The sequence below is a fragment of the Amycolatopsis sp. NBC_01307 genome, from assembly GCF_035975215.1.
Lineage (GTDB): Bacteria > Actinomycetota > Actinomycetes > Mycobacteriales > Pseudonocardiaceae > Amycolatopsis.
Map to the genome: position 1 here is coordinate 5,567,391 of NZ_CP108403.1, position 21,101 is coordinate 5,588,491.

The window sequence follows — 21,101 nt, forward strand, 5'->3', positions numbered from 1 at the left end:
GATGAGCTGGATCCTGCTGACGCTGGGCGTCGCGTTCGGTTCGGCCCTCGTGCCGCTGATCAACGCCGAGGTGTTCCTGATCGGGCTGTGCGCGAGCCACCCGGGCCTGCACTGGCTGTGGCTCGGCGCGGCCGTCGCGGTGGGCCAGATCGCCGGGAAGACGCTCTACTACCTGGCCGCGCGCGGCACCATCAAGCTGCCGAAACCACTGCACGACCGGCTGCACCGCGAGCGCCCGATGACGGCCCGCAAGGTGCGCTGGGAACTGCGGACGAAGAAGATCCGCGCGCGGGTCGACGCCCTGCGCGAGCGCTGCCACCGCCACCCGCACTGGATGGCCGGCACGTACGGCGTGAGCTCCCTGGTCGGCCTGCCGCCGTTCATGGCGACGAGCGTCCTGGCGGGGCTGGTCCGGATGCGCCTGGCGACGTTCCTGACGGCCGGCCTGACCGGACGTTGGATCCGCTTCAGCCTGATCGCCGCCGCACCCGCCGTGTTCGCGGGCTGGATGCACCACTGACGCCTGCCCGGCCGCGAGTGAAGTCCGCGTGAGGCGATGCATCTTTCCTAGGGAAAGTGACGGCTCGCGGGCGGCGCGGCGCAGCTTTCCTGGGGAAAGTGACGGGTCAGTGGTCGGCGGCTTCCAGTTCCAGGGCCTTCTTCATCGTCTCGCGGGCCCGGCGGCGGTCGCCCGCGATGTCGTAGGCGTACGCGAGCTTGTACCAGGCGCGCCAGTTCTCCTGGTCGGCCTGGACCTCGGCGCGGCGCTGGTCGAACCAGGCGTCGGCCGCGTCGCGGTCGACCCGGCCCGACGGGCGGCGGGGCAGGTCGGAGACGTCCGGGAGCTCGCCCTCGCTGTCCAGCCGGCGGGACAGCCGCTGGATCTGCAGGCCGTTGCGCCAGGTGACGACGACGATCCAGACGCCCAGGATCGGCAGCAGCAGCACGCCGATCCCGAGCGCGATGCCCAGGCCGGTACCCGACGCGAACAGCGCGAACGCCCGGTCCGCGAGCAGGACCAGGTAGACGACCAGCGCCGCCGTCATCAGCAGCGCGACGTTGCGCGCCTTCACAGGTCGAGCACGTTCTCCAGGCCGACCGTCAGGCCGGGGCGCGTGAGCACCGTGCGCACGCCGAGCAGCACGCCCGGCATGAACGACGTCCGGTCCAGGGAGTCGTGGCGGATGGTCAGGGTCTCCCCCTCGCCGCCGAACAGGATCTCCTCGTGCGCGACGAGCCCGGGCAGCCGGACCGAGTGGACGCGGACGTCCTCGACCGTGGCGCCGCGGGCACCGTCCAGTTCGGACGTCGTCGCGTCCGGGCCCGGCGTCACGCCGGCCTCCGCGCGCGCCGCGGCGATCATCCGGGCGGTGTGCGCGGCGGTGCCCGAGGGCGCGTCGGCCTTGCGGTTGTGGTGCAGCTCGATGATCTCCGCCGAGGCGTAGAACTTCGCCGCCTGCGCCGCGAAGCGCATCGCCAGCACCGCGCCCAGCGCGAAGTTCGGCGCGATCAGCACACCCAGCGACGGCTTCGGTTCGAGCAGCGCGCGCAGCGACGCGAGCCGCTCCTCGCTGAAGCCGGTGGTGCCGACGACCGCGTGGATGTCGTGCGCCACCAGGTACTTCAGGTTGTCCATCACGGCGTCGGGGTGGGTGAAGTCGACGACGACCTCGGCCTCGGCCTCGGCAAGCGCCGCGAAGTCGTCGCCGTCGTCCAAAGCGGCGACGACCTTCATGTCTTCGGCGCCTTCGACGGCCTTCACCACCGTCGCGCCCATCCGGCCGCGCGCGCCGAGCACACCGACGTTGATGGTCATGAAGCGATCACCTCGTGCAAGTCATCGGGCAGGTCGTCGGCGTGAGCGTACGGGCCGACGACCGCCGCCGCCGTGACCCCGCCCGGCCGTGCGAACAAAGTGCGAGCGAGGGCACACACCTCGTCGGTGGTGACGGCGTCGATGCGCGCGATCGTGTCGTCGACGCCCAGGTAGTGGGCGTAGTTGAGCTCGTTCTTGCCGATCCGCGACATCCGCGACGACGTGTCCTCCAGGCCCAGCACGATCCCGCCGCGCAGCTGGCCCTTGGCGCGGGCCACCTCGGCGTCGGTCAGGCCGTCGACGCCGACCTTGTCGAGGACCTCGCGGATCACGCCCGCGACGTCGCCGAGCTTCTCCGGCTGGCAGCCCGCGTACACGGACATGTGACCGGTGTCGGAGTAGCTCGCGACGGACGAGTACACCTGGTACGCCAGGCCACGCTGTTCACGGATCTCCTGGAACAGCCGCGAGCTCATGCCGCCGCCGAGCGCCGCGTTGAGCACCGACAAGGCGAACCGGCGTTCGTCGTGGCGCGAGAGCGACCGCAGGCCGAGCATGACGTGCGCCTGCTCGGTGTCGTCGGTGTGCAGGGCCAGCTTCGGCACGGTCTTGATCCGTGCCCGGCCCTCGCGCGGCGCGACCGGCGTGGCCTCGCCCGCCAACCGGTCGCGAAGAGCCTTGCGCACCAGGCGAAGCACCTGGTTGTGCTCGATGTTCCCGGCCACCGCCAGCACCATCCGCGGCAGTGTGTAGCGGCGCTTGTAGAACCCGCGCAACGCGGCCGGCGACATCTCGATGATCGACTTCTCGGTGCCGAGCACCGGGCGGCCGAGCACGTGGTCGCCGAGGATCGCGCTGACGAACGTCTCGTGCAGCAGGTCTTCCGGGTCGTCGTCGCGCATCGAGATCTCTTCGAGGACGACGCTGCGTTCCATGTCCATGTCGCGGTCGGTGCAGAGCGCGTCGAACACGACGTCGGTGACCAGGTCCACGGCCAGCGGCAGGTCCGCGTCGAGCACCTGCGCGTAGTAGCAGGTGTGCTCCTTCGCGGTGAAGGCGTTGAACTCGCCGCCGACCGCGTCGATCTCCTCGGCGATCTGCTTGGCGTCGCGGTGCGCGGTTCCCTTGAACAGCAGGTGTTCGAGGTAGTGCGCGGCCCCGGCGACGGCGACCGGCTCGTCGCGCGAGCCGATGCCGACCCACAGCCCGACCGTCGCCGAGCGGGACGCCGGCACGTGCTCGGTGATCACGCGCAGGCCACCGGGCAGAACACTGCGCTTGACGACCGCACCGTCCGGAGTGGACTCCAGCGTGCGGGTGGTGCCGACGGGCTGCTCGTGCCCGGAAACCTGCCGTGCCATGGGTTCCTTACTCACGATGCCGTGAAGGCCCCCTGCCGCCGACGGTCGTGAGTGGTAATGAGGGTTCTAACCCGCATTACCACTCACGACCCGCACCGAGCGGATCAGGAGGCCTTCACGCTGACTGGTTCTGCTTAGGCGTCGGCCTTCTCGGCGTCGGCGTCTGCGGCGGGAGTGGCGGCCGGGGCCTCCTCCTCCTGGACGACGATCAGGCTGATCTTGCCGCGGTTGTCGATGTCGGCGATCTCGACGCGGAGCTTGTCGCCCACGTTGACGACGTCCTCGACCTTGGCGATCCGCTTGCCGTTGCCCAGCTTGGAGATGTGCACCAAGCCGTCCTTGCCCGGCAGCAGCGAGACGAACGCGCCGAACGCGGCCGTCTTCACCACGGTGCCGAGGAAGCGCTCCCCGACCTTGGGCAGCTGCGGGTTGGCGATGGCGTTGATCAGGTCGATCGCCGCCTCCGCCGACGGGCCGTCGGCCGCGCCCACGTAGATCGTGCCGTCGTCCTCGATGGAGATGTCGGCACCGGTCTGCTCGGTGATCGAGTTGATCATCTTGCCCTTCGGGCCGATGACCTCGCCGATCTTGTCCACCGGGATCTTCACGCTGGTGACGCGCGGCGAGTACGGGCTCATCTCGTCCGGGCCGTCGATCGCCTCGGCGATGACCTCCAGGATGGTGAGACGGGCGTCCTTCGCCTGCTTCAGCGCGGCGGCGAGCACCTCGGAGGGGATGCCGTCGAGCTTGGTGTCCAGCTGCAGGGCGGTGATGATGTCCTTGGTGCCGGCGACCTTGAAGTCCATGTCGCCCATGGCGTCCTCGGCCCCGAGGATGTCGGTCAGCGCGACGTAGCGCGTCTCGCCGTCGACCTCGTCGGAGATGAGGCCCATCGCGATGCCCGCGACCGGCGCCTTCAGCGGCACACCGGCGTTGTACAGGCCCATGGTGGACGCGCAGACCGAGCCCATCGAGGTCGAGCCGTTGGAGCCCAGCGCCTCGGAGACCTGGCGGATCGCGTACGGGAACTCGTCGCGCTTCGGCAGCACCGGGACCAGGGCGCGCTCGGCGAGCATGCCGTGGCCGATCTCGCGCCGCTTCGGCGAACCGACGCGGCCGGTCTCGCCGGTGGAGAACGGCGGGAAGTTGTAGTGGTGCATGTAGCGCTTGTGCGTCTCCGGGGACAGCGAGTCGATCTGCTGCTCCAGGCGAAGCATGTTCAGCGTGGTGACGCCCAGGATCTGGGTCTCGCCGCGCTCGAACAGCGCCGAACCGTGGGCTCGCGGGATCACGGCGACCTCGGCCGAGAGCGACCGGATGTCGGTCAGGCCACGGCCGTCCATGCGGATCTTGTCCGTGAGGACGCGCTTGCGCATGACCTTCTTGGACAGCGCCTTGAACGCGGCGCCGATCTCCTTCTCGCGGCCCTCGAAGGCTTCGCCCTCGTTGATGCCGACCTTCTCCAGCACGGCGGCCTTGACCTGGTCGGTCGCGGCGTCGCGGTCCTGCTTGCCGGCGATCTGCAGCGCGTTCGCCAGGTCGTCGGTCGCGATCGCGGCGACGGCGTCGAAGGCGTCCTGCTCGTAGGCCAGGAAGACCGGGAACTCGCCGGTCGGCTTGGCGGCCACGTCGGCCAGCTTCTGCTGGGCTTCGCACAGCACCTTGATGAACGGCTTGGACGCTTCGAGACCCTGCGCGACCGAGACCTCGTCCGGCGCCTTGCCGCCGTCGGCGATCAGGTCGAGCGTGTTCTCGGTGCCCTCGGCCTCGACCATCATGATCGCGACGTCGTCACCGACGATGCGGCCGGCGACGACCATGTTGAAGGTGGCCTTCGCGAGCTGCGACCAGGTCGGGAACGCGACCCACTGGTCCTCGATCAGGGCGACGCGCACGCCGCCGACCGGGCCCGAGAACGGCAGGCCGGCGATCTGGGTCGACGCCGACGCGGCGTTGATGGCCAGCACGTCGTACGGGTCGTCCGGGTTCAGGCTCTGGACGGTGATGACGACCTGGATCTCGTTGCGCAGACCGTCGGTGAACGACGGGCGCAGCGGCCGGTCGATCAGGCGGCAGGTCAGGATCGCGTCGGTCGAGGGGCGGCCCTCGCGGCGGAAGAACGCGCCGGGGATGCGGCCGGCCGCGTACATGCGCTCCTCGACGTCCACCGTCAGGGGGAAGAAGTCGAAGTGGTCCTTCGGGTGCTTCGACGCGGTCGTCGCCGAGAGCAGCATGGTCTCTTCGTCGAGGTACGCGACGACGGCGCCGGCGGCCTGCTTGGCCAGGCGGCCCGTCTCGAAGCGGACGGTGCGGGTGCCGAAACGGCCGTTGTCGATCACGGCTTCTGCTTCGTGCACGGTGACTCCGGTGGAGTCGGTCATAGGGTGTTTCTCCTCTTTAGTTCCTTCGTACGACGCGAGTCTCCCACCCTGGGACCCGTTTCGCTCAAGGACGCTCGAGGAGTGATGCCGGTCTTCGATCGAAGTCCCCGGGACTCTTCCCGGGAACCACTACCGAGGACCGGCGGACGGTTCCTCGTGCGCGCTCGCGCCGTTGTTCTCTTAAACCGAAGGGGAGCGACCGGCGGCCACTCCCCTTCGGGTTCAAGCTATCGGCGCAGGCCGAGGCGCTGGATCAGCGCACGGTAACGCTCGATGTCCACCTTCATCACGTAGTTCAGCAGCCGGCGGCGACGGCCGACCAGCAGCAGGAGCCCGCGACGCGAGTGGTGGTCGTGCTTGTGAGCCTTGAGGTGCTCGGTGAGGCCGACGATCCGCTTGGTCAGCAGCGCGACCTGGGCCTCGGGGGATCCCGTGTCCGAGTCGTGCACGCCGTACTCGGCCAGGATCGACTTCTTCTCTTCGGTGGACAGCGCCACTTGTGTAACTCCTCGAGATGATCAGTGCCGTGCGGCCCCGGTCGCGGAATCAACGCCGGGAAGTCGGTCACGGCCGCCACGGACTGCAGCCGGACCCGATCATTGACGTTACCATTCTGGCCACGTGTCACTCTGAGCAGGGCCTTCAGGCGCCGTTCAGCTCGAACTCGCGGGCCACCCGGTAGCGGGTTCCGCCCGGTTCGCGCTCGCTGGTCATCAGCGCCACGCGCGTGGCCTGCCAGTTCCGGCTCGTGAAACCGGCCAGCTGCGACGTCCAACGCTCGGCGAGCCCGGGTTCTTCCCGGGGGAACCGCGCCAGCGTCAGGTGGGCCCGGTACGGCCTCGCCTCGGCATCGGCGCCCGCGGCGTGCGCGAGCGGCGTCAGCTCCGATCCGGCGACAGTCAACCACAGCACCCCGGGGAACGTCGCGGCCTTTTCCAGCCGGACGTCGACGGCGCGGCGGCCGGCCAGCCGGTCCGCGAGCCACGCTCCCCGGGTGCCGGCGTCGTCCCGGCCGTAGTAGGCGAGCGTGACGTGCCACCTCTCCGGTGGCTCCCAGGCCAGGCCGCCTGCCTGGTCGCCCAGGGCCCCGGCGACCGCGTCGACGACGTCGCCGGGCGGGAGCAGGGCGCTGAACAGGGCCGGCATCAGCCGCCGTGACCGGCCCGGCGGAGCAGGTCGGCGATCGCCGGGAAGTCGTCGTCGAGCCGCTTGGCGGCCTCGCCCAGGTCCTCGTCCTCGGCCAGGTCCCGCAGGTAGGCCAGGACGGCCTGGTCCTCGTTGACCACCGGGATGTTGTCGCGCCCGACGGTGGGCCGCGAGTCGCGGACGTCCTCCATCGCGGCCAGCATCGCGTCGCGGTTGCCGGCGGCGACCTCGGGGACCAGGATCTTGCGTTCGAGCATGATCATCCTGGCCAGCACGACCGGGTTGCCGATCTTCGCGCGCCGCCCGCTCATCACCTGGCTGAGCATGGGGGCGCTGATGCCGAGGACCTCGGCCAGGAACGCCTGCGAAACGTCGAAGGCGACGACGAGCCGGCGCACGCGGTCGCCCAGGGGCTCCCCGTACCACTCGCGCTGCAGCGCGATGTTCCGCTGGACGATCTTGTGGTCCTCCACCAGTTCCGCTCCCCTAAACCGCTTCTTCGCCCGCTCAGTCTGCACGCACACTGTCCGTGAGCATCTTGCCATCACGATCACGTCCGTGAACGCGAAATCCCCCTTTTCGCCCCGGTCGAGGCGCTACCCCGCGTCCGGGAGGGCCTTTCTGGTCTCGACGACGTCCTCGTCGATCTGGGCGACCAGCCCGGCCGAGTCGGCGAACCGCACCTGGTCGCGCAGCCGGGTGCCGAAGTCGATCGCGACGTGCTGGCCGTAGAAGTCCTCGTCGACGTCGAGGACGAACGCCTCGACGGTCCGCTCGCGCCCGGAGAACGTCGGGTTGGTGCCCACCGAGACCGCGGCGCGCAGCCGGCGCGACGGGTCCGCCGAGCGGGTGAACCAGGCGCTGTAGACGCCGTCGGCCGGGACGGCGGCGAACCGCGGGGTCGACAGATTCGCCGTCGGGTAGCCGAGCTCGTGGCCCCGGCCGTCACCGCGCACGACGATGCCTTCGAGCCGGTGCGGGCGGCCGAGCGCCTCGGCGGCGGCCACGACGTCCCCGGCGTCGATGCAGGAGCGGACGTACGTGCTGGAGAACGTGATGGCCGACTGGTCCTCTTCGGACAGTTCCTTGCCCTGCAGTTCCGCGCCGTAGGCGGCGAAGCCGAAGCGGCGGCCGAGGGTGCGCAGCAGCTCGACGGTGCCGGCGGCCTTGGCCCCGAAGGTGAAGTTGTCGCCGACGATCACCGCGGCCGCGTGCAGCCGGTCGACCAGCACCTCGTGCACGAACTCCTCCGGCTGCAGCCGGGACAGCTCCAAGGTGAACGGCAGCACGCAGAAGACGTCGACGCCGAGGCCTTCGACGAGCTCCGCCTTGCGCCGCAACGTGGTCAGCTGCGCCGGGTGGCTCCCCGGGCGCAGCACCTCCGACGGGTGCGGGTCGAACGTCAGCACCACGCTCGGCACGTCGCGCTCCGCGGCCGCGGCCACGGTCCGGTTGATCAGCTCCTGGTGCCCGCGGTGCACGCCGTCGAACACGCCGATGGTGACCACGCACCGTCCCCAGCCGCCGGGAAGGTCCCCCAGCCCACGCCACCGCAGCACGTCACACTCCCGTCTTCTCGGACCACCCTAGGCGGGCAGCAACACGACCACTGCTCGGGACACGCCTTCTTCGTCGGCGGCCAGCGCCAGCACCTTGCCGTCGGGGCCGAAGAGGCCGTAGGTGCCCTCGACCCCGGCCGCCGGGATGCGCTGGCCGTGGCGGACCGCCTTGGCCGTCGCGGCGTCGAGGTCGCGCCGCGGGAAGGCGGCGGCGACGGCGGCGTCGAGGTCCAGGCTCAGCTCGGGCGCCTCTTCCAGCTGGTCCAGCGTGCGCGCCTTCGCGAGCGAGAACGGGCCGACCGTGGTGCGCCGCAGCGCCATCAGGTGACCGCCGACGCCGAGGTCGGCGCCCAGGTCGCGGGCCAGCGCGCGGACGTAGGTGCCCGACGAGCACTCGACGACGGCGTCGACCTCGACGTGGTCGTCCTCGTGACGGATGCCCAGTACGTCGAAGCGGTAGATCGTGACCGGGCGCGGCGGGATGACGACCTCCTCCCCCGCGCGGACCCGGGCGTAGGCGCGCTTGCCGTCGATCTTGACGGCGCTGACCGCGCTGGGCACCTGCTGGATGGGGCCGGTGAGCTTCGCGATCCCGGCGGCGATCGCCGCGTCGGTGACGCCGCCGGTCTCCGCGGTGGTGAGGATCTCGCCCTCGGCGTCGTCGGTCGTGGTGCTGCTGCCCAGCGACAGCGTCGCGAGGTAGGTCTTGCGGTCGAGCGCCAGGTGGCCGAGCAGCTTGGTGGCGCGCTCGATGCCGAGCACCAGCACGCCGGTCGCCATCGGGTCGAGCGTGCCGGCGTGCCCGACCTTGCGGGTGCCCATGATCCGGCGGGCGCGGGCGACGACGTCGTGCGACGTCATCCCGGCGGGCTTGTCGACGATCAGGAGACCGGGCGGCGGGGCGGGACGGCGGGGCGGTTTGGGGCTCGACACGCGGCAAACCCTAGCGGCCGCTGATCGTCGGCCGATCGGGTGCGTTCGGGCGGCGCGATCGGCGTCCCCGGTAGGGCAGCCGGGTGCTTGAGCGGCGGCGCGGCACAGGGCCAGGATGAGGGGCGTGGCGAAGATCGAAGTCCGGCCCGCGAGGGCCGCCGAGTTCGAAGCCGTCGCCGGGCTGCGGTGGCGGTGGGTCGCCGAGCGGGACGGCCTGCCCGGCGCCGCGCGCGCCGGGTTCGTGCGGGAGTTCGCCGCCTGGGCACGGGACCACACGGCCAGCCACCGGTGCCTGGTCGTGGTGCGCGAGGACCAGGTGATCGGGATGGCGTTCCTGGCGATCACCGCGCGCGTGCCGACGCCGACAGCGTTCACCCGGGCCGCTGGCGACGTGCAGAGCGTGTACGTCTCGCCGGAGGCGCGCGACGGCGGTCTCGGCGGCCTGCTCATCAACGCGATCCTGCGCCTGGCCGCGGATCTCGGGCTCGAGCGCGTCACCGTGCACTCGTCGAAGCGCGCCGTGCCGGCCTACGAACGGCGCGGGTTCGCCGTGGCCCGGCACCTCATGCAGGCCGAGGTGCCGCCGGGCCGGTCAAGCGGCCACGATCGGCGTCTCCGGTAGGGCGGCGTCCCAACGGCGGCGGGTGATCCGGACCGGGATCTCCTCGCCGCGGGCCGCGGCGAGGAACAGGTGGGTGCGGGTGCGGCGCCACCACACGAGCATCCGGGACGTCCCGACCGCCAGGAGCACCACGATCGCCAGCAGCGACCACCGGAAGTTCCCGCCGGTCCACTGCAGCAGCACGCCGACCGCGAGCGCGGCGATCGTCGTCGCCACGAAGCCGCCGACGTTGACCACGCCGGTCGCCGTGCCGACACGGCTGAGCGGGTTGTAGTCGCGGGCCAGCGCGAAGCCGATCATCGAGGCCGGGCCGCCGAGCGCGAGGAAGGCGAACGCGGGCACCAGCAGCCCCACCGGGACCTGACCGGGCCAGCTCAGCAGCACCGCCCACAGCACCGCGGCGCCGCCGATGTAGCCCCCGACCAGCGGCATCCGCAGCTCCGGGCGGCGGCCGATCAGGCCGCCGAGCAACGGACCGCCGGCCATCGAGCCGAAGACGAACACCGTGAGCAGCGCGCTCGCGGCGGCCTTCGACTGCCCCTGGCCCTGCACCAGCCACGGCACGCCCCACAGCAGCGTCAGCGCGTTCGGCGCGAACATCGTGCTGAAGTGCACCCAGAACCCCAGGCGTGTCCCCGGCGTCCGCCACGCCTCGGCGACCTGGTGGCCGAGCTCGCGCGGGCGGACGGCTTCGCGGACCGGCACCTCGACGCCGGCCGGGACGTCGCGCACCCGCAGCGTCACGACCAGGGTGTAGAGCACGGTCAGCGCGCCGACCGCGAGGAAGGTGGGCGTCCAGCCGGCGCTGTCGAGGACGAGCGACAGCGGGACGGTGGCCGCGAGGTTGCCGATGTAGCCGACGGCCGCGGTGAACGACGTCAGCAGCGCGTACTGGCGGCCCGGGAAGTGGGCCGCGACCAGGCGCAGCACGCTGACGAAGGTGAGCGCGTCGCCGAGGCCCAGCACACCGCGGGCGAGCAGGCCGAGGCCGTAGGAGTGCGCGACGCCGAGCAGGATCTGGCCGGCCCCGAGGATCAGCACGGCGACGGTGAGCACGCGGCGGGGGCCGTAGCGGTCGACCAGCACGCCGGTCGGGATCTGCATCGCGGCGTAGACGCCGACCTGCAGCACGGTGAACGTGCCGAGCGCGGCCGCGCCGACGCCGAAGCGCTCGGCCGCCTGCAGCCCGGCGACGCCGAAGGAGGTGCGGTGGAACACCGCGAGCAGGTAGACGGTGACGGCGGCGGACCAGATGAGCCAGGACCGGGCGGTGGCGCGGCCGGTGGCGGGCGGCACGGGGACCTCCAGTGGCTAGGGGCTTCGGTACGGGACGCCCGCACTGCCGTCCCCACTACTTGTAGCGCCTGAGCAACGGCGAAACCTAGCCGTTACCCCGGTGGCGTTCACCACAGGTCACCGGCGTCACACCCGCTCGGCGGGTATCACGCGGGGCGGATCGCGCCGGTCACCGCCCAGGTGCCCGAGCGCCAGCGGACCAGCACCGCCACCAGGCGCAGGACCATGAAGAGCGAGAGCCCGGTCCAGATGCCGGTGAGGCCCCAGCCGAAGCCGAGGGACGCCCAGATCAGCGGGAGGAAGCCCAGGGCCGCGCTGCCGAGCGTCGCGTTGCGGAGGAACGCCGCGTCGCCCGCGCCCAGCAGCACGCCGTCCAGGGCGAACACCACGCCCGCGATCGGTTGCAGCGCCACGAAGAACCACCACGCGTGCGGGACCTCGGCCAGCACACCCGGGTCGGCCGTGAACGCGCGTGGCAGCACCCACGACAGGGCCGCGAACACCACGCCCAGGACGCACCCCATCAGCAGCCCGTAGCGCGTGATCTGCGTGGCGACGCCGCGCGCCTGCCGGGCCGAACCCGCGCCGAGGGCGGCCCCGACCAGGGACTGCGCCGCGATCGCGACCGAGTCCAGGATCAGCGAGAGGAACACCCACAGCTGCAGCACCACCTGGTGCGCGCCGACCGCCTCGGTCGACGTCCGGGCCGCGACGGCCGCCGCCGAGACGAAGCACAGCTGGAACCCGAGGCTGCGCAGCACCAGGTCGCGGCCGAGGCTCAGCTGGGCGCGCATCACCCGGAAGTCGGGCCGCAGCCCGGCCTTCTCCTTCACCAGCGCGGCGAAGAACAGCGAGGCGGAGATCACCTGCGCGACGACGTTCGCGATCGCCGAGCCCTCCAGGCCGAGCCCGGCCCCGTAGACGAGCACCGGGCACAGCACGGCCGAGATCCCGTTGCCCGCCAGCACGTACCGCAGCGGCCGGACGGCGTCCTGCACCCCGCGCATCCAGCCGTTGCCGGCCATGGTGACCAGGATCAGCGGCGCCCCGAACAACGCGATCCGCAGCCACGACACGGCCGCGCTCGTGATCTCGTCGCTGCCCGAGAGCACCCGCGCGATCGGCCAGGCCAGCAGCTGCCCGGCGACCAGCACGAAGAGCCCGACGAACAGCGCCAGCCACGTCGCCTGGACGCCTTCGCGGACGGCGTCGGCCCGGCGGCCGGCCCCGTGCAGGCGGGCCGTGCGCGAGGTCGTGCCGTAGGACAGGAACGTCAGCTGGCTCGACACCTGGGACAGCACGACGCCGCCGAGCGCGAGCCCGGCCAGCGACAGCGCGTCGAGGTGGCCGACGACCGCCGTGTCGACCAGCACGTACAGCGGCTCGGCGGCCAGCACGCCCAGCGCCGGCACGGCCAGCCCCAGGACCCGCTTCGCCGGGACCCGCTCGTTCTCCGCCACGTTCACCACGAACCGGACTCTAACCGCCGGCACCGACAGTTTCCGGCCGGCGGGAATCGCGACCCTAGAGCAGCGGCGCCCGTTCCAGCGCGGCGCGCAGGCCGGCCAGGACGTCTTCGGCGGGGCCCGCGATCGTGCACCCCGCGGCCTGCCGGTGCCCGCCGCCGCCGAACTCCGCGGCCACCGCGGAGACGTCGATCCCGATGGAGCGCAACGAGATCTGCCACTGCCGCGGGTCGGCCGGGTCCTGCTTGAGCACCGCCGCGACGGCGGCCTCGCGCACCGAGCGGACGACGTCGATGACCGACTCGACCTCCTCGGCCCGCACCGTGCTCGCGGCGTCGACGCCGACGATCGTGTGCACGAAACCCTTGCCCTGCGCGGCTTCCGGCTCGAGCTCGGCGGCCGCCAGCACCGAGGACAGCATCGGCAGCCAGGCGAACGGCCGCTCGTCGACGATCCGCCGCACCACGGCCTCGGGGTCGACGCCCGCCGCCAGCAGCCGCGCCGCCATCCGGTGCGTCTCCGGGCTCGCCCGGCGGAACCCGCTGGTGTCGGTGACGATCCCGGCGTAGAGCCCGCGCGCGATCGGCTCGTCCGGCTCGACGCCCAGCGCGTCGAGGACCCGGAACACCAGGATCGCGCTGGCCTCGGCGCTCTCGTCGACGACGTGGTGGGTGCCGTAGAACGTGTTGGTCGCGTGGTGGTCGATCACCAGCACCTGCCCGGCCGCCCCGACGCGCCCGGCGAGCCGGCCCAGCCGCTGCGGCACCGGCGTGTCGACGCACACCAGCAGCGCCTCGGTCGGGGGCAGGTCGTCCGGGTGGGTGAGCAGGCCGTCCTCGTCGAGCCAGCGGAGCGTCTCGGGGGCCTCGTCGGGCTCGCCGAAGGACACGCGCACCCGGGCGCCGCGCTGGAGCAGGGCCCGGCCGAGGGCGAGCGCGCTGCCCAGCGCGTCCGCGTCGGGGCGGACGTGCCCGAGCACCGTCACGTCGGTGGCCGTCGCGAGCAGTGCGGCCGCGGCCTCGATGTCCTGCGCCAAAGTGGAGGTCACGGTGCGTCACGCTACGCTCTGCGGGATGTCCGAGTACGTGATCCTGGTCCACCCGTCCGCCAACCGGGTCTACGCCGCCTCCTCCCCCGCGCTGCTGCGCGCCGAGCTGGCGGTGTTCGGCACGGCCCTGGCGGCCGGGCTGTCCGGGATCGAGGACGTCGAGCTCGGCGGCGTCGGCTACGTCCGCTTCACCAGCTCCGCGCCGCTCGGCGAGCGCGACCTCGCGCTGCTGTCGAACCTGTCGTCGCTGTACGCGCTGTTCGAGCTGGACGGCGACGTGCTGCGCCCGGTGAAGGTGACGCCGCTCGCGAAGGCCGACTCGGACCTGCTGACCATCCAGAAGTACGCGGGCAAGACCAACGAGTCGTTCACCAAGCTGCTGCTGAACATCACGCTGCTGGCCACCGCGGACCCCGCCTCGGACAGGCCGCGCTACCTGCTCGACCCGCTGTGCGGCCGCGGCACCACGCTCAACCACGCGATCATGTACGGCCTGCACGCCACCGGCCTGGACGTCGACGCCAAGGACTTCGAGGCGTACGAGGCGTTCATCAAGACGTGGCTGCGGAACAAGCGCGTGAAGCACACGGCCGAGTCCGGCGTGCTGCGCCGCAACAAGGCCCGCCTCGGCCGCCGCCTCGACATCGAGTACGCGTTCACCAAAGAGGACTACAAGGCGGGCGACACCCGCAAGCTCGCCTACTTCAACGCGGACACGCTGACGACGGACGAGGTCCTGCGCGCGAACTCCGCCGACGTGATCGTCACGGACGCCCCGTACGGCGTCCAGCACGGCAGCCACCGCGACACGGGCCTGCAGCGCAGCCCGCGCGACCTGCTGGCCGCGGCGATCCCGGTGTGGACCCGCGTCCTCAAGCCCGGCGGCGCGCTCGGCATCTCGTGGAACACCACCGTGCTGCCGCGCGAAGAGCTGGTCGCGATCCTGGCGAAGGCCGGCCTCGACGTCCGTGAAGGCGGGCCGTACGAAGAGTTCGCCCACCGGGTGGACCAAGCCATCCTGCGCGACCTCGTCGTAGCCGCCAAGCCCGCTTCCTGACTCCGGGACGCCGTCGACTCACCGCGGCGGCGGTCCCGGGGGACGCGCACGAAGAGCCGGCCCAGATCCCGCGGGGAGACCGGCCTCCGCCTCCGCGAAGGCGGCCCGTGCGAGCAGCTCGCCCACCGGGTGGACCAAGCGATCCCGCGACCTCGTCGTCGCTGCGAATCCACGATCTGAGTCCAGGACGCAGACCCACTACGGCGCGGCGATCCCGCGCGGCCTCGACGTCCGCGAAGGCGGGCCCTACGAAGAGTTCGCCCACCGGGTGGACCAAGCCATCCTGCGCGACCTCGTCGTAGCCGCCAAGCCCGCTTCCTGAAAGCCGCCGTCCAGGATCTGGAACCGGGCGGCGGCTCGTTGACCCGGCTCGGCCCGGGTTCCTAAAGTCGACGACGTCAACGGAAAGCGCCCCCGCGTTTTGGGCAGGCGCTTTTCCTCCTCGTTCTTTTCCCCGAACAGGTGTCGTCATGCCCGAATCCGTCTGGGTCGCCCAGTCAGATCCGCGGGTCCGGCCGTTGCTCGCCGACCTGGCCCGTGAATATTCGACGCGTTACCACCGCGTGCTCGCCGACGTCCATTTCGAACTGCGGGAATACCCGGCGGAGCATTTCGCGCCGCCGAATGGCGGATTGCTGGTGCTGCTCCACGACCAGCGCGCCGTCGCGGGCGGGGCGTTCCAGCGCTACGACGACGACACCGCCGAGCTCAAGCGGATCTGGACGCACCGCGCGCACCGCGGCCACGGGCTCGGCCGCCGCGTCGTCGCCGAGCTGGAGGCCGAGATCGCGCTCCGCGGGTACCGCCGGATCCACCTGACCACCGGCCCGAGCCAGCCCGAGGCCCGGGCGCTCTACCTGGCCGCCGGGTACACGCCGCACTTCGACGTCGACGCCGTGCCGGTCACCCGGCTGCGGTTCTCGAAAGCGCTTCCCGCGCCCGTGGGATCGCGGTGACCAGCGACGTCGGCACCCGGCCCGCACCTTTGACGGCGCCGGAGGAGTCGCTGAAGATCGTGCCCGCACGGCACCCGCTGACCTGGGTGGCCGCCGCGATCGTCGCGGTGCTGGTCGCGATGGCGGGCCACGCGCTGGTGACCAACACGGCGTTCGACTGGCCGACCTTCTCGAAGTACCTGTTCCAGAAATCGGTGCTCGACGCCGTGCTGCTCACCCTGGAACTGACGGCGTTCGGCGTGGTCGCCGGATTCCTGCTCGGCACTGTGCTCGCGCTCATGCGCATTTCCCGGAATCCGCTGCTGCGCGCGGTCGCCTGGACCTACACGTGGATCTTCCGGTCCGTCCCGCTCATTCTCCAGCTGCTGTTCTGGTACAACCTCGCGATCCTCTACAACGAGATCTCCTTCGGCGTCCCGTTCGGGCCGTCGTTCGTCTCGGTCGGCACGATGAGCCTCATCCCGCCGTTCCTCGCGGCCGGGCTCGGGCTCGCGCTGCACCAGGGCGCGTACGCCTCGGAGATCGTCCGCGCCGGGTTCCTCTCGGTGGACGCCGGCCAGCGCGAGGCCGCCGCGGCGCTCGGCATCCCGGCCGGGCGGCAGTTCCGCCGGATCGTGCTGCCGCAGGCGATGCGCACGATCGTGCCGACCGCCGCCAACGAGATCGTCGGCCTGCTGAAGGCCACCTCACAGGTCTACGTGATGGCGTTGCCGGAGCTGTTCTACCAGGTCCAGGTCATCTACACCCGCAGCGGCCGGGTCATCCCGCTGCTACTGGTGGCCACCTTCTGGTACCTGGCGCTGACGTCGGTGCTCTCGGTCGCCCAGTTCTACGTCGAGCGCTACTACGCCCGCGGGGCGCTCCGCACGTTGCCGCCGACCCCGCTGCAGCGCCTGCGCGCGGTCTGGGGGCGGGCATGAGCGCGGAGTTCATGGTGGACGTCCGGGGCGTGCACAAGAGTTTCGGCCCGCTGACCGTGCTCGACGGCGTCGATCTCCAGGTGCGCCAAGGTGAAGTGACCGTCCTGTTGGGACCGTCCGGGTCCGGCAAATCGACGCTGCTGCGGCTGATCAACCACCTGGAGCGGGCCGACCGCGGGTTCATCAGCGTCGGCGGCGAGCTCATGGGCTACCGCCGGGCCGGCGACCGGCTCCACGAGCTCAAGGAACGCGAGATCCTCAAGCAGCGCACCCGGATCGGGTTCGTCTTCCAGAACTTCAACCTGTTCGGCCACCTGACCGTGCTGGAGAACGTCGTCGAGGCGCCGATCTCGGCGCAACGCCGGCCGCGCGGCGAGGCCGAGGTCCGCGCCCGGGAGCTGCTGGACCGGGTCGGGCTCGCCGACAAGGCGGGCCAGTACCCGCGCCGGCTCTCCGGCGGCCAGCAGCAGCGCGTCGCGATCGCGCGGGCGCTGGCCCTCGAACCGGATGTCCTGCTGTTCGACGAACCGACGTCGGCGCTGGACCCCGAGCTCGTCGGCGAGGTCCTCGCGGTCATCCGGGACCTCGCGAAAGCGGGGACGACGATGGTCGTCGTCACCCACGAACTGGGCTTCGCCCGCGAAGTCGCCGACACCGTCGTGTTCCTCGACGCCGGCCGCGTCGTCGAACAGGGCTCGCCCGAAGCCGTCCTCGACCACCCCCAGCACGCCCGCACCCGGGCCTTCGTGGAGAAAGTCCTTTGATGAAAACGATGAAACTGCGTGTCCTCCTGCTCGCGTCGGCCTTCGCGCTCACCGCGTGCGGCAGTCCCGAAGCGGCCACGGAACCGGCGGCCCAGCCCGGCGGCGTCAACATCACCGCGAACCAGAACCGCGTCCACGCCGACAAGGTGGACGCGATCGCCGCGCTCGTCCCGGCGGCGATCCGGGCCCGCGGCACGCTGGTCGTCGGCACCACCGGCAACGGCACGCCGCCGCTGTCGTTCCGCGCGGACGACGACAAGACGGTCATCGGCGTCGAGCCGGACGTCGCGTCGATCGTCGCCGACGTCCTCGGGCTGAAGCTCGACCTGCAGGCCACGTCGTGGGAGAACCTGTTCCTCTCCGTCGACAACGGCCAGTACGACAGCGGGTTCTCGAACATCACGGTGACCGAGGAGCGCAAGGACAAGTACGACTTCGCGACCTACCGCAAGGACACCATCGCCTTCGAGGTCCGCAACGACAAGAACACCACGGTGCGGGAGGCGAAGGACATCGCCGGGCTCACCATCGGCGTCGGCGCCGGGACGAACCAGGAGCAGATCCTGCTGCGCTGGGACCAGCAGAACAAGTCCGCCGGGCTGGCCCCGGTGAAGTTCCAGTACTACCAGGCGACCTCGGACTACTACCTGGCGCTGCAGTCGGGCCGGATCGACGCCTACGTCGGGCCCAACCCGACGTCGGCCTACCACGTGGCCGTCGAGGGCAAGACGAAGATCGTCGGCTCGGTGTCCGGCGGCGGCACGATCGAGGCCGACATCGCGGCGATGACCAAGAAGGGCAACGGCCTCGTGAACGCCCTGCAGCAGGCGCTGGACACGGTGATCAAGAACGGCCGGTACGCCGAGGTCCTCAAGCGCTGGAACCTGGCGTCGGAAGGGCTGCCGGCGTCGGAGATCAACCCGCAGGGGCTGCCCCGCAAGTGACCCGGGTGCCGCGGGCCCGTCGCCGCTCGGGCCCGCGGCACCGGTCAGGAATGATTCAGGACTGGGTCACTTCGCCCGGCTTCGCGGTGATGGCTTTTCCGTTGCTCTCCGGGGAAGCCGCGGGCGCGGGGGCCGGCGAGGCGCTCAGCCCGCGCTTCACCGAGTCCAGGATGGACAGTCCCTGGCCGACCAGGCCCGCGGCCATCTCGCCCAGGCCGTCGGCGCCGTTGAGGATGTTGACGTTCGCGCCGGCCAGGCCGCGCCCGGCCTCCTTGACGATCAGCGGCAGCTGGTCGATGAGCATCCGGTCGAGCGCGACGCGGTTGTTCGACGCCGCCGCTTCCGCCTGCACGCGCATCTTCTCGGCGTCGGCCACGGCCAGGATGCGGATCCGCTCGGCCTCCGCGTCGGCCGGCTTGATGACTTCGGCCACCAGCTGCTGCTGGCGCAGCTCGGCCTCGCGCTCGGCCAGCACGGTCCGCGCGTCGATGACCTCCTGCTGCGCCTTCGCCTGCGCGAGCGGCCCCGCCTGAGCCGCCTCGGCCTGCGCCGCCTCGACCTCGGCGCGGTACTGCGCCTGCACGATCGACGTCTGCCGGACGTACGCCGCCTGGGTCCGCTGCGACTCCTGCTCGGCCTCCGCCGCCCTCTTGTTCGCCACGGCCTGGGCGATCTGGGCGTCCCGCTGGATGGCGGCGTTGTGCGGCGCGGCCATCGCGGCGATGTAGCCGAGCTTCATGTCGTCGATCGACTGGATCTGCAGCGCGTCGACCGAAAGGCCGATCTTCGCCATTTCCACCGCCGAGCCGTCCAGCACCTCGGTGGCCAGCTTCTGCCGCTCGGTGATGATCTCCTCGACCGTCATCGACCCGATGATCGAGCGCAGGTGGCCGGAGAAGATCCGGCCGGTCAGCACGGACATCTGGTCCTGGTCGGAGAGGAACCGCTGGCCGGCGTTGACGATGCTTTCGGTGTCGTTGCCGACCTTGAACGCGATCACCGCCCGCACGGTCAGGGCGATGGCCTGTTTCGTCACGCACACTTCGGTCACTTCGGCTTCACACATCGAAAGCGTCAGGAACCGGACTTTCCGGAACACCGGCATGACAAAAGCGCCGTGCCCGGTGACGACCCGGAACGGCGACGCGCCCTTGCTGCTCTTGCCGCCCGAAATGAGCATCGCCTCGTTGGGGGCCGGCACGCGATAACCGAACATCGACTGTCCTTAGACGAACACTAGGAAGTGGTTTCCGGCGCGGGTTCCGCGGAGCTTTCCGGGACGTCCCACGCCACGACGTCGACCGTGCGCCGGCCGCGGGTTTCGACGACCAGCACGGTCGTCCCCTTCGGCAGCGCCGTGTCGGACCAGGCCAGGAAGGTTTCCAGCCCGCCCCGGATCCGGATCAGCACCTCCCCGGGACCGTGCGGCCCGCGGGTGCCGACGAGGAGGACCCCGGTGCGGCCCGACGGGGTCAGATCGGAGTGCATGTACCGACCTCCCTCGTCTGCCCGCCTCGGCGCGGACCGAGCCCGCTCACCCCGCTCACCCCATTGTGCTCCCGGTGGCCCCCGGGCGTGGGCTGTGCGAGGTTCCGATCGGGAAGCGGCGCCGGCGGCTACACTCACCAACCGTGACGGTGGAGCAGCGCCCCCTGCGCGCGGACGCCCGGCGCAACCGCGAGGCGCTGGTCGCGGCCGCGCGGGCGGTGTTCGGCGCCAAGGGCGTCGACGCCCCGCTGGACGAGATCGCCCGCCGCGCCGAGGTCGCGATCGGCACGCTCTACAACCGCTTCCCGACCCGCGCCGACCTCGTCGAAGCCGCGTTCCTGCCGACGCTGGAAGAAGCGCAGGCGATCAGCGACGAGGCCCTCGCGTGCGCGGACCCGTGGGACGGCTTCGTGCTCTACCTCGAGCGCTCGGTGCGGATGCAGGTGACCGACCGCGGCTTCACCGAGGTGTGCTCGCGGACGTTCGACCCGGCCTCGGGTCTCGAAAAAGCCAAGCGCGCCAACGGTTCCCGGATGGACCGGATCGTCAAGCGGGCGCAGGACGCCGGCGCGCTGCGGCCGGACTTCCGCACGATGGACCTCGCCGTGGTGTTCGCGGCGGCGACGGCGACCCCGGACTGGCGGCGCGGGCTCGCCCTGGTCCTCGACGGCCTGCGGGCCCCGGCCGCCCACCCGCTGCCGTGACCGGCTGGCTCGCGGACACCCGCACGTCGTACGACACGGTGGCGTCGAGCTACGCCGGCATCGTGCGCGACGCCGTCACGACCCAGCCGTACCTGCGGGCGGCGCTCGCGCTGTTCGCCGCGCGGGCCGACGGCCCGGTCGTGGACGTCGGCTGCGGCCCGGGGCACTTCACCGCCCACCTGGTGTCCCTCGGCGTCGACGCGTCCGGCGTCGACCTCTCGCCGTCGATGATCGAGCTGGCCCGCGAGGCCTACGCGGGCGTCGGGTTCGAGGTGGGCTCGATGACGGACCTGCCCCGCCCGGACGCCTCCGTCGCGGGAGTGCTCGCGTTCTGGTCGCTGATCCACGTCCCGGACGACGCGGTTCCCGGCGTGCTGGGCCACTTCCACCGGGTGCTGCGCCCGGGCGGCCGGCTGGTGATCGGCTACCACGTCGGCGACTCGGCCACGCTGAAGACCCAGGGCTACGGCGGCCACCCGATGAAGGTCCACGTTCACCGCCGGCGCCCGGAACGGGTCGGCGCGCTCGTCCGCGACGCGGGGTTCGAGATCGAGGCGGAGTGGCTGCTGAACCCCGATGATGACGTTCCGCAAGCGATCCTGTTCGCTCGGCGGCCGCCTTTGCGGTGACGTGATCGAGC

General features: G+C 71.5%; 23 protein-coding genes. 9 read left to right on the forward strand and 14 right to left on the reverse strand.

The window, feature by feature from the left end; all coding sequences use genetic code 11:
* The first annotated feature begins 1 nt into the window (after window position 1).
* Window positions 2-520: a hypothetical protein gene (locus OG439_RS23580; protein ID WP_247054675.1), complete on the forward strand. Its 519-nt coding sequence runs from the start codon at window positions 2-4 to the stop codon at window positions 518-520.
* Window positions 521-626: 106 nt separating this feature from the next.
* On the opposite strand, the gene OG439_RS23585 is transcribed toward OG439_RS23580, so the two are convergent.
* The 9 genes from OG439_RS23585 to truB form a co-directional block, all read right to left on the reverse strand.
* Entirely contained in the window at window positions 627-1,073 is a 447-nt protein-coding gene (locus OG439_RS23585; protein WP_247054677.1) for a tetratricopeptide repeat protein, read from the reverse strand.
* Window positions 1,070-1,816 (reverse strand): 4-hydroxy-tetrahydrodipicolinate reductase, encoded by a 747-nt coding sequence (gene dapB, locus OG439_RS23590; RefSeq protein ID WP_326943056.1) that lies wholly within the window; start codon window positions 1,814-1,816, stop codon window positions 1,070-1,072. The genes OG439_RS23585 and dapB overlap by 4 nt, the downstream gene beginning before the upstream one ends.
* Window positions 1,813-3,177, reverse strand: a complete 1,365-nt coding sequence (locus OG439_RS23595) for a M16 family metallopeptidase (protein WP_326943057.1) — start codon at window positions 3,175-3,177, stop codon at window positions 1,813-1,815. Before OG439_RS23595 ends, dapB begins: the two co-directional genes overlap by 4 nt.
* 134 nt (window positions 3,178-3,311) lie before the next feature.
* Window positions 3,312-5,558 (reverse strand): polyribonucleotide nucleotidyltransferase, encoded by a 2,247-nt coding sequence (locus tag OG439_RS23600; RefSeq protein WP_326943058.1) that lies wholly within the window; start codon window positions 5,556-5,558, stop codon window positions 3,312-3,314.
* Between the two features lie 227 nt (window positions 5,559-5,785).
* Window positions 5,786-6,055, reverse strand: a complete 270-nt coding sequence (rpsO, locus tag OG439_RS23605) for a 30S ribosomal protein S15 (RefSeq protein WP_003084034.1) — start codon at window positions 6,053-6,055, stop codon at window positions 5,786-5,788.
* Between the two features lie 145 nt (window positions 6,056-6,200).
* Entirely contained in the window at window positions 6,201-6,704 is a 504-nt protein-coding gene (locus OG439_RS23610; RefSeq protein ID WP_326943059.1) for a 2'-5' RNA ligase family protein, read from the reverse strand.
* Window positions 6,704-7,177, reverse strand: a complete 474-nt coding sequence (locus OG439_RS23615; RefSeq protein ID WP_247054687.1) for a helix-turn-helix domain-containing protein — start codon at window positions 7,175-7,177, stop codon at window positions 6,704-6,706. The genes OG439_RS23610 and OG439_RS23615 overlap by 1 nt, the downstream gene beginning before the upstream one ends.
* A gap of 123 nt (window positions 7,178-7,300) precedes the next feature.
* Window positions 7,301-8,263 carry a bifunctional riboflavin kinase/FAD synthetase gene (locus tag OG439_RS23620; RefSeq protein WP_326943060.1) on the reverse strand — a complete coding sequence of 321 codons (963 nt, stop codon included), beginning with the start codon at window positions 8,261-8,263 and terminating at the stop codon, window positions 7,301-7,303.
* 27 nt (window positions 8,264-8,290) lie between these two features.
* Window positions 8,291-9,196 (reverse strand): tRNA pseudouridine(55) synthase TruB, encoded by a 906-nt coding sequence (truB, locus tag OG439_RS23625; RefSeq protein WP_326943061.1) that lies wholly within the window; start codon window positions 9,194-9,196, stop codon window positions 8,291-8,293.
* Between the two features lie 115 nt (window positions 9,197-9,311).
* Here truB and OG439_RS23630 point away from each other — a divergent pair, with 115 nt between their 5' ends.
* Window positions 9,312-9,818 (forward strand): GNAT family N-acetyltransferase, encoded by a 507-nt coding sequence (locus tag OG439_RS23630; protein WP_410619834.1) that lies wholly within the window; start codon window positions 9,312-9,314, stop codon window positions 9,816-9,818.
* Here OG439_RS23630 and OG439_RS23635 read toward each other — a convergent pair.
* From OG439_RS23635 to OG439_RS23645, 3 genes are all read right to left on the reverse strand, one after another.
* Window positions 9,789-11,114 carry an MFS transporter gene (locus tag OG439_RS23635; RefSeq protein ID WP_326943063.1) on the reverse strand — a complete coding sequence of 442 codons (1,326 nt, stop codon included), beginning with the start codon at window positions 11,112-11,114 and terminating at the stop codon, window positions 9,789-9,791. The two genes, OG439_RS23630 and OG439_RS23635, sit on opposite strands and share 30 nt — an antisense overlap.
* 146 nt (window positions 11,115-11,260) lie before the next feature.
* On the reverse strand, window positions 11,261-12,580 hold the full coding sequence (locus tag OG439_RS23640) for an MATE family efflux transporter (RefSeq protein ID WP_442792344.1): 1,320 nt from the start codon (window positions 12,578-12,580) through the stop codon (window positions 11,261-11,263).
* A 58-nt stretch (window positions 12,581-12,638) separates the two neighbouring features.
* Entirely contained in the window at window positions 12,639-13,628 is a 990-nt protein-coding gene (locus tag OG439_RS23645; protein WP_326943065.1) for a DHH family phosphoesterase, read from the reverse strand.
* 25 nt (window positions 13,629-13,653) lie between these two features.
* Here OG439_RS23645 and OG439_RS23650 point away from each other — a divergent pair, with 25 nt between their 5' ends.
* The 5 genes from OG439_RS23650 (at window position 13,654) to OG439_RS23670 (ending at window position 18,269) form a co-directional block, all read left to right on the forward strand.
* Window positions 13,654-14,685, forward strand: coding sequence for a TRM11 family SAM-dependent methyltransferase (locus OG439_RS23650; protein ID WP_326943066.1), 1,032 nt, complete (start codon window positions 13,654-13,656; stop codon window positions 14,683-14,685).
* 470 nt (window positions 14,686-15,155) lie between these two features.
* Window positions 15,156-15,641 (forward strand): GNAT family N-acetyltransferase, encoded by a 486-nt coding sequence (locus OG439_RS23655; RefSeq protein WP_326943067.1) that lies wholly within the window; start codon window positions 15,156-15,158, stop codon window positions 15,639-15,641.
* Window positions 15,638-16,561 carry an amino acid ABC transporter permease gene (locus tag OG439_RS23660; protein WP_326943068.1) on the forward strand — a complete coding sequence of 308 codons (924 nt, stop codon included), beginning with the start codon at window positions 15,638-15,640 and terminating at the stop codon, window positions 16,559-16,561. Before OG439_RS23655 ends, OG439_RS23660 begins: the two co-directional genes overlap by 4 nt.
* Entirely contained in the window at window positions 16,558-17,325 is a 768-nt protein-coding gene (locus OG439_RS23665; protein WP_326943069.1) for an amino acid ABC transporter ATP-binding protein, read from the forward strand. The genes OG439_RS23660 and OG439_RS23665 overlap by 4 nt, the downstream gene beginning before the upstream one ends.
* 8 nt (window positions 17,326-17,333) lie before the next feature.
* Window positions 17,334-18,269, forward strand: a complete 936-nt coding sequence (locus OG439_RS23670; protein ID WP_326943070.1) for an ABC transporter substrate-binding protein — start codon at window positions 17,334-17,336, stop codon at window positions 18,267-18,269.
* Window positions 18,270-18,324: 55 nt separating this feature from the next.
* Here the strand turns inward: OG439_RS23670 and OG439_RS23675 are convergent, their stop codons facing one another.
* On the reverse strand, window positions 18,325-19,485 hold the full coding sequence (locus OG439_RS23675; RefSeq protein ID WP_326943071.1) for an SPFH domain-containing protein: 1,161 nt from the start codon (window positions 19,483-19,485) through the stop codon (window positions 18,325-18,327).
* Between the two features lie 20 nt (window positions 19,486-19,505).
* Window positions 19,506-19,757, reverse strand: coding sequence for a hypothetical protein (locus tag OG439_RS23680; RefSeq protein WP_326943072.1), 252 nt, complete (start codon window positions 19,755-19,757; stop codon window positions 19,506-19,508).
* Window positions 19,758-19,900: 143 nt separating this feature from the next.
* Here OG439_RS23680 and OG439_RS23685 point away from each other — a divergent pair, with 143 nt between their 5' ends.
* The gene (locus OG439_RS23685) at window positions 19,901-20,461 is read left to right on the forward strand and encodes a TetR/AcrR family transcriptional regulator (protein WP_326943073.1); all 561 of its coding nucleotides are present in this window, start codon (window positions 19,901-19,903) and stop codon (window positions 20,459-20,461) included.
* A complete protein-coding gene (locus OG439_RS23690; protein ID WP_326943074.1) occupies window positions 20,458-21,090 on the forward strand; it encodes a class I SAM-dependent methyltransferase in 633 nt (210 codons plus the stop codon). Before OG439_RS23685 ends, OG439_RS23690 begins: the two co-directional genes overlap by 4 nt.
* Window positions 21,091-21,101 lie beyond the last annotated feature (11 nt).